This window comes from Tersicoccus sp. Bi-70, assembly GCF_001968825.1.
Taxonomy (GTDB): Bacteria; Actinomycetota; Actinomycetes; order Actinomycetales; family Micrococcaceae; genus Tersicoccus.
Window position 1 is genome coordinate 1 of sequence record NZ_MIEU01000011.1, and the last position, 12,113, is coordinate 12,113.

A 12,113-nucleotide genomic window follows, 5' to 3' on the forward strand; every position below is an offset into this window, starting at 1 on the left:
GGGCCTACGCCCGCTTCTACCCCACCGAAACCGAACGACGAGAAGCCCTACCGGGCTGGCTCCACTTCTACAATCACCATCGACCCCACACCGCAACCGGAGGCCAACCACCCATCACCCGACTGACCAACCTCCCTGAACACCACATCTATCGACGAGCTGGCGACGGTCTTCGACGTCCGGCACGGCGGCCGCTGTGTGCGGCCGGGGGACGGGCGGTGAGAGAATGACCGGATGCCCACCGTGCCGCTGATCGATGCCCAGGACCTGCTGCGCGTCGTCGGCGGTCCCGCGATGCACCGCGGCAAGGCCTACATGCGGGACGGCGCCGTCGTCTCCCTCGACTGGGACGCCGACGGCGGGAAGCTCAGCAGCCGGGTGCAGGGCAGCGAGCCCGTTCCCTACCGCGCCCGGCTGACCCTCAAGCCGCTGCGCGACGGGCGGCACCGGATCGCCTCGACGTCGTGCGACTGCCCGGTCGGCAGCGGGTGCAAGCACGTCGCCGCCACCGCCCTGCAGTCCAACGCGGACCATGCCCGCGAGCGGCACCGGGCGGAGCGCGACCGCGCGCAGGCGGCCCGCACGAGCGAGCCGGACTGGCGGGAGCAGGTCGAGGCGCTGATGCCGCCCGAGGAGACCACCGACGCCGACGACGCGGCCCCCACGCCCCTGGCCCTGCAGTTCGAGCTGCGCGAACTCGGCGACACGTTCTCCCGCTGGGCGGCCAGCCGCGGCATCAAGCGCCGCAGCGCCAACCACAAGCTCGGCGTCCGCCCCGTCATCCGCAACGAGAAGGGCCGGTGGGTCCGCAACCAGCTGGCCTGGTCCAACATCGCCTTCCAGACGCAGGGCCTGACGTTCGACCCCGACCAGCACCGCTGGTTCTCCCAGTTCCCCGGTCTGCACCGCGCCACCGGCGTCGGCTACTTCGGGCAGAACGACTCCTGGCTCTACCTCGACGACTTCGCCAATCCCCTGCTCTGGCAGCTGCTGGAGGAGGCGGATCGCCTCGGCATCGCCATGGTCTCCTCCGCGAAGGACCTCAGCGTGCGGATCGGCCGGCGCGCCCGGATCAGCCTCGACGCCGAGCGCGTCGACCGCGGTGATCCCGGCGATGCTGTCGAGCACGGCGAGACCGAGGAGCGAAGCGAGCGGGCCGACGGTGACCAGGAGCCGGCCGACGGGCAGGGCGGCGACGTCCGCGTCGTCCCCGTGCTCGACGTCGACGGCCGCACCTCCGATCTCACCGGCGTCAGCACGATCGCCGACCACGGCATCTACGTGCGCCGGAACCTGCCCGACCCGCAGGGAGCGGGCAGCTCGACCGGCGCGACGGCGGAGATCCTGCTCGCCCCGCTGGACGAGCGGCTCGGCACCACCCAGAAGGAGCTGCTCACCCAGCCCGCGGGCCTGGTGATCCCCGCGGCCGACGCCGACGAATTCGTCCGGGACGTCTACCCGGCGCTGGCCGATCGCATCCTCGTCACCAGCACCGACGGGTCCGTGCCGCTGCCCGTCCCCCAGCCGCCGACCCTCGTGGTCGAGGTCGAGTACACCGACGGTCCGGCCGTGCAGACCCGCTGGCACTGGGAGTACGTCCACGGCGCCCGCGTCACCCGCCGGCCGCTGCGCCGCTCCCCCGGCGCGCCCGGGCACCGGGACCGCGACGCCGAGGACGCCGTCCTGGACCGCACCGCCGCCGCCCTGGCCGACCCGGACGCGGGCCCCGACGCGAGTCCGGTCACCGTCGCGGACCGGATGCTGGTGGACATCGACGCCGCCGAGTTCGTCGAGCACACCCTGCCGCGCCTGGTCGCCACCGACGGCGTCGAGGTGCACGACCTCGGCACCCGACCCGACTTCCGCGAACTCGACGAGACCCCGCGGCTCGTGGTCAGCACGGTCGACTCCACCGAGCGGGACTGGTTCGACCTCGGCCTGATGGTGCGTATCGCCGGGCACGAGATCCCGTTCCGCAACATCTTCCAGGCCCTCAGCAGCGGCAAGACCAAGGTGCTGCTCGTCGACGGCAGCTACTTCTCCATCGACCGACCCGAGTTCCACCGGCTGCGCGAGCTGATCGACGACGCGCGGGAGCTGCGCGAGTGGGAGACCGGACCCCGGATCAGCCGGTTCCAGGCCGGGCTGTGGGAGGAGCTCGAGGAGCTCGCCTGGGAGACCCACGAGGCGGACTCCTGGGCGCGGACCGTCTCCGGCCTGCTCGACGTCGACGCCGTCCCCGCGCCCGCCCTCCCCGCCGGGCTGCACGCCGACCTGCGGCCCTACCAGCGCGACGGCTTCACGTGGCTGACCTTCCTGCACGCGCACGGGCTCGGCGGGGTGCTGGCCGACGACATGGGCCTCGGCAAGACGCTGCAGACGCTCGCCCTGATCGCGCATGCGCGCGAGCACCCGGACGCGGGCACCGGCACGGACACGGAGCGGGCGGCACCGTTCCTCGTCGTCGCCCCCACGTCCGTCGTGCACAACTGGGTGGCCGAGGCCGCGCGCTTCACGCCGGGCCTGAGTGTCCGCGCGCTCACCCAGACCGAGGGCAAGGCGGCCGGGTCCCTGGCCGGCGCGGCGGACGACGCCGACATCGTCATCACCTCCTACGCCCTGCTGCGCCTGGACGAGCGGGCGTACCAGAAGCGCGAGTGGGCCGGGCTGATCCTGGACGAGGCGCAGTTCGTCAAGAACCGCACCGCGCGCGTGCACCAGGCCGCCCGCGACCTGGCGGCCCCGTTCAAGCTCGCGATCACGGGCACCCCGATGGAGAACAACCTGATGGAGCTGTGGTCGATGTTCGCGATCACCGCGCCCGGCCTGTTCCCCACGTCGCGCGTGTTCACCGAGGACTACGTCAAGCCGATCGAGCGGGTGGCCGACACGCGGATGCTGGACCGCCTGCGGACCCGGGTGCGGCCGCTGATGATGCGCCGCACCAAGGAGATGGTGGCCCGCGACCTGCCGGAGAAGCAGGAGCAGACCCTCGAGGTGGAGCTGGACGAGGCGCACCGCCGGATCTACGAGACGCAGCTGCAGCGCGAGCGGCAGAAGATCCTCGGCCTGCTCGACGACCTGGACCGGCAGCGGTTCATCGTGTTCCGGTCCCTGACCCTGCTGCGGATGCTGTCCCTGGACGCGGCGCTGGTCGACGAGGAGTACGAGGGTGTGCCGTCGGCCAAGCTGGACGCGCTGATGGAGAAGCTCGACGACGTGCTCGCCGAGGGGCACCGGGCGCTGGTGTTCAGCCAGTTCACGTCGTTCCTCGGCCGGGCCGCGGACCGACTCGACGAGGCCGGCATCCGGTACGCGTACCTGGACGGGTCGACGACGAAGCGCGGCGAGGTGGTCGACTCGTTCAAGCAGGGCGACGCCGGGGTGTTCCTGATCAGCCTCAAGGCCGGCGGCTTCGGCCTGAATCTCACCGAAGCGGACTACGTGTTCCTGCTCGACCCGTGGTGGAACCCCGCCGCGGAGGAGCAGGCGATCGACCGGACCCACCGGATCGGTCAGACCCGCAACGTCATGGTCTACCGGCTGGTCTCCGCGGACACCATCGAGGAGAAGGTGATGGCGCTGAAGGAGCAGAAGGCCGCGCTGTTCGCCTCGGTGATCGACGACGAGAACGCCTTCTCCTCCGCCGTCACCGCCGAGGACATCCGCTCCCTGTTGGCCTAGCCCGACGGGTCGATGCCCGTCTTCTCCACGGCCGAGGGGTGGCCGCCCGAGCTCGGCGTTGCAGCTCCATCGATTGGTCCCTCGTCGACAGGCGTTGACGCAGTCGGATGTGATTCTCGGCCCTTCGGCCTCGACGTCCCGGCCAGTCCCGTCGGCCACCGTCAAGCGTGACGGCATCCCACTCCCCGAACGTGTCAAATTCCAACTCGACCGAATTCTGACCCAGTAACGAATTGGACAGGGATTCTGACCCGGCGACTCGTGGCTCAAGTCCACCGGCAGGTGTCGGAAACGGTCATTTCTGAGTGGGCCCCGCTGAGGAGACGGCCTGGTCGTCGATGCTGACGATGGTGATGGTGATCTGACCGCAGGTGACGTGTGAGTGGGCGAGCACGGCGCGGATGGCGGCGGCGGCGTCGCGCGCGACATCGCCGCCGGCCCGGTCCGAGGTGACCGAGAGGCGAGCGGTGACGTCGGTCCGCGACCCGTCTGCTCGCAGCTCGGCGGTGCGGGTGGTGCTGGTGAACGCGGCGGGCCGTCGGTGGTGGTGCGGCGGGTAGAGCTCGTGGACGCCGTCGACGTCGAGGAGACGGTCGTTGATCTGGTCGGTCAGTGTTTCCACAGTGGCCTCGCTGTCGACGGTGAACTGGTCTCTGGTGGTCATGACGTACCGGTCTTCGAGGGGTCGGCTCGGCTTTCCCTGATGACGTCGATGACGGTGATGTTCACGTCGGTGATGACCAGTTCGGTGTGCCGTCGGAGCAGCTGGTCGACGGTGGTGCGCACGTCGTGAACGATGCTCTGGATCGGGTGCCCGTAGATGACGGCCAGGCTGAGGTTCACCTCGACGGGGGATCCAGGGGTTGTGACGTCACCTGTGAAGACGCACTGGCCGATCAGGGCGCCGTCGATGGTGTCGGCCGCTGCGCGGACGAGCGCGCGAACGGCCCCCTCGGTGACGGCCAGGTCAGCGTCGCCGGCGTCGGTGTAGGGGATGCTGCGGCCCGGGCGGCCTTCGAGGTGAAGGCCGGACATGAGCCGGTGGAACCAGGCCGGGTCGTCGGCTTTCTCGGTGTCTGCGACGGCCAGCTGGTGGGTGAAGTCCTCCAGCCGCTGCAGAGAACGGATGGCGTCTTGGCATTGAGCGCACGTTTCAATGTGCGCGCTCTGGGCGGGGTTGTCGCCGGCGAGATACCGGGTGATGTCGCTCAGATCGGTTCCACAGGACGGTTCGGCGGGTCGGGCGCTCATCTCCATCCCTTCATCTCCTCCATCAGCTGGGCACGGGACCGGGCCACACGGCCCCGCACGGTGGGGTGCGGTAGCCCGGTCAGTTCGACGATCTCCGGGATCGATAGTCCGCCGATCTCCTTCAGGATCCACACCTGGCGTTGACCCTCGGGCAACCTCTGGAGCGCCTTCTCCAGGGCCTCGCGCCCGTTGGCGGCAACGACGTGGGCTTCGGGCCCCGGGCGAGGATCAGCCGGGTCCGGGATGGCCTCCAGGTCGGCGTGGTGGCGACGGGCACGGATCAGATCGACCGCGCAGCGGGAGACGATACGGATCAGCCAGGAACGAACTGCCTGCGGGTCGCGCAGCGTGTCGATGGTCGACCAGGCACGCACCATGGCGTCTTGGACGGCGTCGTCGGCATCAGCATCGGAGCCGGTCAGTCTGCGGGCGTAGCCACGCAGGACCGCCATATGGCGGCTGGCGAGGACGGTGAAGGCACCGGTGTCACCGCCGGCCGCGCGATCGACCAGCAACGCATCCGGGATCGCATCCGGGTCGATGACACGCGGCCCGGCGGGGGCAGCGGTATCCACCGATGCCCCCGCCACGGATTCTCGCGTGGACGGTCTCACGAGACGCGGTCCGCCCCGCCCACCGCGGTCCGCAGGCCGGTGCGGATGCGGACCAGCACTGGGACCTGCACACCGAGCGCCGCGTCCAGCTCGGCGAGGGCCCGGTTGGCACTTTGCGTGATGGACGCCGGTGACGCACCCTTCTTCGCCTGCAGGGACACCTTCAGGCCGGTATGGCGCCGAGTCCGACGTGCACCGACGGCGTCGGAGAGGATTTGCGGGTCCTCCTTGAACGCGGTCTTTAGCACGTCTTCCGCGAACCGCGCGGTCACCGCCGTGGTACCGCCCCAGCCGTGCTGGTCGGTCGGTGTGGTGCGTTCGGTCACGGTGGACGCGCGGCCACCACCCTGGGCGATCATCCACCGCAAGCACAGCAGAGCGACGACCAGTAGCACGACGATCAGCCCGAGGGTCCACCAGCTCGTGCTCGTGGACCCGACCGGTGCGGTCGGCAGCGTGTCTTCGACCCATGTACTCGCGGCGTTGGACAGGGCCGACCACTGCTGCGCGATTGCGGGGACGAGCGCCCCCGCCATGGCGACCGCGCCGAGTGCCATGGCGAGCAGCCCGATCACGAACAGAAGGCAACGGTTCAACGTACGGGGGGTCCCGTTCATGCGCCGATCACTCCTCTCGGGCTGATCTCGATGCGAAGTCGCGGCTCCGGTCGAAGGTTCATCTGGTCCAACTGCTCCTGCACCGCAGCAGTGACATCCGCCTCGTCCACCGCGCTTCCCGAGGTGGGGTGGAGCAGGACCCGGACCTTCCGCCTGCTGACGGTGGTGACCGCTTGATCGGGTGCCAGGGAGGCGGCGCGCCTGGCCGCGGCCGAGAGGGCCGAAGCGATGGCTCGATCATCGACCACCACACCGAGCCGGTCATCGTTCACGATATGCCGCCCACGATGGCCCGGTTTCACTGCCAGTACCACCAGGATGAGGCCGATGATGATCAGCACGGCTCCTGCAGCGGCAAGCCACACCGGCTGCACCGAACCGGGCAACCCGGAGATCTGTTGCAGCATCTGCGTCGGCGCCACTACCAGGGCCGGCTGCCCGAAGACGGAGAGAACCAGTTCGGTCCCGACCCAGAGGACCACCAGCAGCAGGATGAGCGCTGCGATGATGGCGGGAACGGACCGCGATGAGCGGATCTCCCGGTGGACGACTCGCCGGATGTTGGTGGGAACACTCATCGTGGCACCGCCCTGGTTCGGGGAAGGAGGCCGGTGACGGTGACGTCGATGCGACTGAGCTTCGAGCCGGTGATGCGTTCGGCTTCCGCTCCGATGCGTTGCCGCCCGGTATCGATCCGCTCGTACACGCTGCGCGTTCGATCACCGCTCATCGGGGTCGAGAGCTGGACCGCGAGGCCGCCGTCGTCGTCCTGGACCTGTACCGACACGCGGTCCCCCGGCACCTCGAGGGCGGTTGACGCGACGGCCTGGACCGTGTGCGTCAGCGCCGCCCTCGAGATGCGCGTGTGGCCAGGCCGGTCGATGCTCATGCGGAGGTGCGCTTACCGCGGAGCGCGTCCACCACGCCGGCAACATCCAGCTTCCCGGTCACGGCACGACCGATCAGGGCGCCCAGCGCCATCAGTACCGCCGTGAGCAGGAAGCCCCAGAACCCGAAGACCAGTCCGACGATCGCGAGAACCGCGCCGACGGCGATGCCGGTTGTCGTCGGGCTCACGCCAGCCGGCTCTCGCGGGTCTGCTCACGGCTCTGCTCGCGATCCCGATCGTCATCCTCGGACGGGACGTGGACATCCGTGATGTCGACGTTGACCTCGGTCACCTCCAGGCCGACGAGCTCCTCGAGGGCCTCGAACACGGCATCGCGGACGCGAGCGGCGACCTCGTGCAGGGGGTGGGGGTATTCGACAACGACGGTGACGTCCACGGCGGCCTGGGTCTTGCCCACCTCGACGTGGACTCCCTGCGACAGGTCGGTCTGACCGACGCGCTCCCGCAGCGACCCGAAAGCACGGGCCGCTCCGCCACCGAGTTCGTGGACTCCCTCGATATCGCGGGCGGCGATACCGGCGATCTTCGCCACCACACCGTCGGCAACATGTGTGGTGCCACGGGAGGTGACCAGCGGCGAGTTCTCCTCGGCGAGGCTGTCGGTCGACCGGGCGCCGGCGGTCGGAGTCAGATCGGAGGGCTTGACGGGGCCGGAAGGCTTGGCCGGGGTGTTCGGTGTGCTCATCGCTGCAGTCCTTCTCTTCCTGTGGTGGAGCCGACGCTCGGTCGACACCGCGATCACTCGTACAGAGATAAGACGGAACGAAAGAGCCAATCGGCACACGAGAAGAAGGTGATCTCCGTCACTTATGCCGCATCGTCGACGGTGTCAGGCAATAGAAGCGCTGGAGTTGAACAGACGCCCGTTAGACGAACGTCTAACGCACGCTCCCCCACTCCCCGACCTCGCCCGCGGCTGCTGGACCTGAGGTGCACGATAGACCCGCCCGATGGCATGCCCGATGAGGGGCCCTTTTCTGCAACACGGACTGGTGAAGATCGGAGACGCCCGCGTCCCAACCGCCGAGGAAAGCCTCGGTAGTGCTGCTGCGCCCGGATGACCGCCACCGCAGCCCCTACCGGGTGACGAAACCTTCCTTGACCATCCAGTCGGCGGCGACGTCGGCCGGCTCCCGCCCCTGCACGTCGACCTGCAGGTTGAGCTCCTGCAGTTCGGCGTCGGTCAGCTTCGGGGAGATCTTGTCGAACACCTGCGCCAGCTGCGGGTGCGCCTGCAGCGTCTTCGTGCTGTACACCGGGGAGACGTTGTAGGCCGGGAAGTACCGCTTGTCGTCCTTCAGCACCGTCAGGTCGAGCGCTTTGATCCGGCCGTCGGTGGTGAACACCTCGCCGAAGTTGCAGTCGCCGTTGGCCGTCGCCGTGTACACCGCGCCGGTGTCGTAGATGCCGATTTGCCCGTTCGGGACCGCCGAGCCGCGGGGCAGCCCGTACGTCTTGAGCATGGGGTTCATGCCGTCGGGCCGCGAGTTGAACTCCGCCTCGATGCAGAACGTGCGCTCGGAGACGGGGATCTTCGCCAGGTCCGACAGCTTCGTCACGCCCAGTTCCTTCGCCTTCGCACTGCGGATCGCGAATGCGTAGGTGTTGTTCATCGGCGCCGGCGGACCCCAGGTCAGGCCGTTGGCGGCGTCGGCGTCCTTGACCGCCTGCCACTGCTGGCGCTGGTCGGGGATCGGCTTCTCCTTGCCGAGATAGGTCAGCCACGCGGTGCCGGTGTACTCGTAGGTGAAGTCGGCGTCGCCCTGGACCATCAGCTGGCGGACCGGAGTGCTGCCGGGGACGTTGGTGAGGTCGACGACGTCGAACCCGGCGGCCCGACCGGCGATCGCGGCGATCTTGCCGAGGATGAGCTGCTCGGTGAAGTTCTTGCTCGTCACGGTCAGCTTCGTGCCTTCCGGCAGTCCCGCGACCGGGGCGATGGAGCCGGGCTTGACGTCCGGGACGAAGGCCGTGGCCGGCTCCAGTCCGCAGCCGGAGACGGCCAGCACGAGAACCGCCGCGGCCGCGGTGACGGCCGCGCGGAGAGGGCGCGGCGAGCGCTGTCGGTTCCTCATGTCACAGTCCCTTCGGGGTGGCGACGAACTCGACGAGACGGCCCACCCAGTCGATGAGCAGGGCGAGCAGGGCGACCAGGAGGGATCCGGCCACGAGCACCGTGGTCAGGCTCAGGTTCACCCCCGTGGTGATGAGGATGCCGAGTCCCCCGCCGTTGATGAAGGTGGCCAGCGTGGCGGTGCCGACGAGCAGGACGAGGGCCGTGCGGATGCCGCTGAGCATGATCGGCACCGCGAGCGGCAGTTCGACCTTGAACAGGACGGCCATGGCGGACATGCCCATGCCGCGGCCCGCCTCGATCACACGCTGGTCCACCTGCTGCAGCCCGACGACGGTGTTGCGCAGCACCGGGAGCACGGCGTAGACGGTCAGGGCGACGATCGCGGCCCAGAACCCGAAGCCGAACCAGAACGCCAGCAGCACGATCAGGCCGATGGCCGGGGCCGCCTGCCCGATGTTGGCGACGGCGGCCACCGGCCCGGCGAGGAACCGGGTGCGCCGCCGGGTGAGCAGGATGCCGAGCGGCAGGGCGATGACGAGGACGATGACGGCGGCGGTGAACGTCAGCCGCAGGTGCTCGACGGTGTACCCCCACAGGGCCGACGGGGCCAGGGTGGTGGCCTCGACCGGGGTCAGCGGCGCGTTGGCCAGCCAGAGCGCGACGGCCGCGAAGGCGACCACGATGACGGCCAGCTGCACGACGAGCGCCACGGGGAACCCGCGCCGCAGCCGGCTCCGGCCGGCGGGACCGCCCGAGCCGCCGGTGCGGCCGCGCGCGCCGGGATCGGTCGCGAGCTCGCCGGTGTGAGCGAGGGCGTCGGCGCTCATGACGGTTCCCCGGCGGTCACGGCGTGCGCGCCGCCGCGGCCGTCGCCGTCGCTCGCCGGGATCACGCCGGTGTTGGTGCCGACCGGCGCGCTGTAGTCACCGGAGCGGGTGGACTCGCGCGCCGCCGCGATGGCCTCCATCACCGAGTCGACGTCGATGACGCCGATGAAGGCGTCCCGGCGCCCGGTGACCAGGGCCGCCCCGGCGCTGGAGACCAGCATCGTGTCGAGGGCGTCGTTGAGGGTGGACCGGTCGCTGACGACCGGCAGGTGCTGGTCGAGGTCGTCGCTGATCGTCTCGACCCGTCCGACCTGCTTGCGGGAGAGCCACTGCCGGGGCCGGTCCCGCTCGTCGAGGACGACCACGTGGTGACGTCCCGATTCCTTCATCCGGCCCAGCACCGCGGCCGCGTCGTCGCCCGGCCGGGCCTGCTCGGCCTCGGCCAGGGGCACGTCGGCCACGCGGGTGAGCGTCAGCTGCTTGAGCCCGGCGCCGGAGCCGATGAAGTTCTCGACGAAGGCGTTGGCCGGCTCGGCGAGGATCCGCTCCGGGGTGTCGTACTGCACCAGCTGCGCGCCCTCGGTGAAGATGGCGATCCAGTCGCCGAGCTTGACCGCCTCGTCGAAATCGTGGGTCACGCAGACGATGGTCTTCTGCACCTCGGCCTGGATGTTGATCAGCTCGTCCTGGAGCCGCTGCCGGGTGATCGGGTCGACCGCGCCGAACGGCTCGTCCATGAGCAGGACGGGCGGGTCCGCGGCGAGCGCGCGGGCGACGCCGACGCGCTGCTGCTGGCCGCCGGAGAGTTCCTTGGGGTACCGGTCGCGGTACACCTGCGGGTCGAGGGAGACGAGTTCGAGCAGTTCGTCCACGCGCGCGTCGATGCGGGCCTTGTCCCAGCCGAGCATCTTCGGCACGACGGCGATGTTGGCCGCGACGCTCTGGTGCGGGAAGAGGCCGCCGGCCTGGATCACGTAGCCCATCCGACGGCGCAGCTTGTCCCCGTTCATCCGGGTGACGTCGTCGCCGCCGAGCACGATCGAGCCCTCGGTGGGCTCGATCAGCCGGTTGATCATCTTCAGCGTGGTCGTCTTGCCGCAGCCGGACGGGCCGACGAGCATCACGATCTTGCCCGCGGGGATCTGCATGGTCAGGCCGTCGACGGCCGGCTTGTCCTGGCCGGCGTAGCGCTTGGTGACGTTCTGCAGCAGGATCTCGGCACCGGAGACGGTGCGGTCCGGCTCCCCGGTGGCGGTGGTGGTGGATTCAGACACGGAGACCCCTTGAGGTGGTGAGGCGGCCGAGGCCGGCGAGGAGCAGGTCGAGGATCAGGGCGAGGACGATGACGCCGACGACGCCGACGACGACGGAGTTGAGCGAGTTCGCCCCGCCCAGACGGGAGAGCCCGGAGAAGATGAACCCGCCGAGGCCGGGCCCGAGCGAGTACGCGGCGACGGCGGCGATGCCCATCACCATCTGCGCGGACACGCGGATCCCGGTGAGGATCACGGGCCACGCCAGGGGCAGCTCGACGCGCAGCAGGGTCCGCATCCGGCTCATCCCGATGCCGCGCGCCGACTCCACGAGGCTCCCGTCGATGCCGGCGAGGCCGACGACGGCGTTGCGCAGGATGGGGAGCGCGGCGAAGAAGGTGACGACCACGACGGCGGGCGCGACGCCGAAGCCGAGCGGTGCGATCAACAGGCCGATGAGCGCGAAGGACGGGATGGTCAGACCGACGGCGGAGACCGCGTTCGCGGCGGCCGTCAGGGCCCGGTTGCGGTAGCAGAGCGCGGCGATGACGACGGCGATGAGGGTGGCCAGTAGGAGGCACTGGACGACCAGGGAGACATGCTGCCACGCCGCGAAGAGGATCTGGGGCAACCGCTCGTTCACGTACTCGATCACATCGACGACCTGCCTCGTTCTCGTTCCGTCCGACGGGGCGCGGACCGCAGAAGCGTGATCGGCATCCGCGAGCGATCGGCGGCCCACGAGCTGCAGGCCGTTCTCCACGCTAGCAAGGCCGACCGGGGTGAACTCCAGCCAGAAGGGCGCGAACGGTGAGAACGAGACCGACTCGTTACCGCATGGTAGCCGCCAAGGGGACGACGAACGGGAGGTGTGGCACGA

13 protein-coding genes and 1 pseudogene are annotated in these 12,113 nt (G+C 69.9%); 2 read left to right on the top strand and 12 right to left on the bottom strand.

Annotation, left to right across the window (positions count from 1 at the left end):
• Positions 1-149, top strand: a pseudogene (locus tag BGP79_RS16390) (integrase core domain-containing protein); the annotation flags it as partial.
• A gap of 85 nt (positions 150-234) precedes the next feature.
• Positions 235-3,684 (top strand): DEAD/DEAH box helicase, encoded by a 3,450-nt coding sequence (locus BGP79_RS06505; protein WP_076693945.1) that lies wholly within the window; start codon positions 235-237, stop codon positions 3,682-3,684.
• A 295-nt stretch (positions 3,685-3,979) separates the two neighbouring features.
• Here BGP79_RS06505 and BGP79_RS06510 read toward each other — a convergent pair whose 3' ends face one another.
• The 12 genes from BGP79_RS06510 to BGP79_RS06565 form a co-directional block, all read right to left on the bottom strand.
• The gene (locus BGP79_RS06510; RefSeq protein WP_076693947.1) at positions 3,980-4,348 is read right to left on the bottom strand and encodes a hypothetical protein; all 369 of its coding nucleotides are present in this window, start codon (positions 4,346-4,348) and stop codon (positions 3,980-3,982) included.
• Entirely contained in the window at positions 4,345-4,935 is a 591-nt protein-coding gene (locus BGP79_RS06515; RefSeq protein ID WP_143588328.1) for an Asp23/Gls24 family envelope stress response protein, read from the bottom strand. The genes BGP79_RS06510 and BGP79_RS06515 overlap by 4 nt, the downstream gene beginning before the upstream one ends.
• A complete protein-coding gene (locus BGP79_RS16880; protein WP_233121225.1) occupies positions 4,932-5,510 on the bottom strand; it encodes an RNA polymerase sigma factor in 579 nt (192 codons plus the stop codon). The genes BGP79_RS06515 and BGP79_RS16880 overlap by 4 nt, the downstream gene beginning before the upstream one ends.
• A gap of 35 nt (positions 5,511-5,545) precedes the next feature.
• Positions 5,546-6,124 (bottom strand): hypothetical protein, encoded by a 579-nt coding sequence (locus tag BGP79_RS16885; RefSeq protein ID WP_233121227.1) that lies wholly within the window; start codon positions 6,122-6,124, stop codon positions 5,546-5,548.
• A 38-nt stretch (positions 6,125-6,162) separates the two neighbouring features.
• Positions 6,163-6,744: a DUF6286 domain-containing protein gene (locus tag BGP79_RS06530; RefSeq protein ID WP_076693953.1), complete on the bottom strand. Its 582-nt coding sequence runs from the start codon at positions 6,742-6,744 to the stop codon at positions 6,163-6,165.
• Entirely contained in the window at positions 6,741-7,055 is a 315-nt protein-coding gene (locus BGP79_RS06535; RefSeq protein WP_076693955.1) for a hypothetical protein, read from the bottom strand. Before BGP79_RS06535 ends, BGP79_RS06530 begins: the two co-directional genes overlap by 4 nt.
• Entirely contained in the window at positions 7,052-7,243 is a 192-nt protein-coding gene (locus BGP79_RS06540) for a DUF2273 domain-containing protein (protein ID WP_076693957.1), read from the bottom strand. The genes BGP79_RS06535 and BGP79_RS06540 overlap by 4 nt, the downstream gene beginning before the upstream one ends.
• Positions 7,240-7,761, bottom strand: coding sequence for an Asp23/Gls24 family envelope stress response protein (locus BGP79_RS06545; RefSeq protein ID WP_076693959.1), 522 nt, complete (start codon positions 7,759-7,761; stop codon positions 7,240-7,242). The genes BGP79_RS06540 and BGP79_RS06545 overlap by 4 nt, the downstream gene beginning before the upstream one ends.
• A gap of 391 nt (positions 7,762-8,152) precedes the next feature.
• Positions 8,153-9,151, bottom strand: a complete 999-nt coding sequence (locus BGP79_RS06550; protein ID WP_076693960.1) for a glycine betaine ABC transporter substrate-binding protein — start codon at positions 9,149-9,151, stop codon at positions 8,153-8,155.
• A gap of 1 nt (position 9,152) precedes the next feature.
• Positions 9,153-9,980, bottom strand: coding sequence for an ABC transporter permease (locus tag BGP79_RS06555; protein ID WP_083701657.1), 828 nt, complete (start codon positions 9,978-9,980; stop codon positions 9,153-9,155).
• Positions 9,977-11,254: an ABC transporter ATP-binding protein gene (locus tag BGP79_RS06560; RefSeq protein ID WP_076693962.1), complete on the bottom strand. Its 1,278-nt coding sequence runs from the start codon at positions 11,252-11,254 to the stop codon at positions 9,977-9,979. The genes BGP79_RS06555 and BGP79_RS06560 overlap by 4 nt, the downstream gene beginning before the upstream one ends.
• On the bottom strand, positions 11,247-11,888 hold the full coding sequence (locus tag BGP79_RS06565; RefSeq protein WP_076693963.1) for an ABC transporter permease: 642 nt from the start codon (positions 11,886-11,888) through the stop codon (positions 11,247-11,249). The genes BGP79_RS06560 and BGP79_RS06565 overlap by 8 nt, the downstream gene beginning before the upstream one ends.
• Between the last annotated feature and the right edge of the window lie 225 nt (positions 11,889-12,113).

Bases quoted from the DNA above. Each gene is read 5' to 3' on its own strand.
- BGP79_RS06505 (WP_076693945.1), top strand. From the start codon at position 235: ATGCCCACCGTGCCGCTGATCGATGCCCAGGACCTGCTGCGCGTCGTC.
- BGP79_RS06510 (WP_076693947.1), bottom strand. From the start codon at position 4,348: ATGACCACCAGAGACCAGTTCACCGTCGACAGCGAGGCCACTGTGGAA.
- BGP79_RS06515 (WP_143588328.1), bottom strand. From the start codon at position 4,935: ATGAGCGCCCGACCCGCCGAACCGTCCTGTGGAACCGATCTGAGCGAC.
- BGP79_RS06530 (WP_076693953.1), bottom strand. From the start codon at position 6,744: ATGAGTGTTCCCACCAACATCCGGCGAGTCGTCCACCGGGAGATCCGC.
- BGP79_RS06535 (WP_076693955.1), bottom strand. From the start codon at position 7,055: ATGAGCATCGACCGGCCTGGCCACACGCGCATCTCGAGGGCGGCGCTG.
- BGP79_RS06545 (WP_076693959.1), bottom strand. From the start codon at position 7,761: ATGAGCACACCGAACACCCCGGCCAAGCCTTCCGGCCCCGTCAAGCCC.
- BGP79_RS06550 (WP_076693960.1), bottom strand. From the start codon at position 9,151: ATGAGGAACCGACAGCGCTCGCCGCGCCCTCTCCGCGCGGCCGTCACC.
- BGP79_RS06555 (WP_083701657.1), bottom strand. From the start codon at position 9,980: ATGAGCGCCGACGCCCTCGCTCACACCGGCGAGCTCGCGACCGATCCC.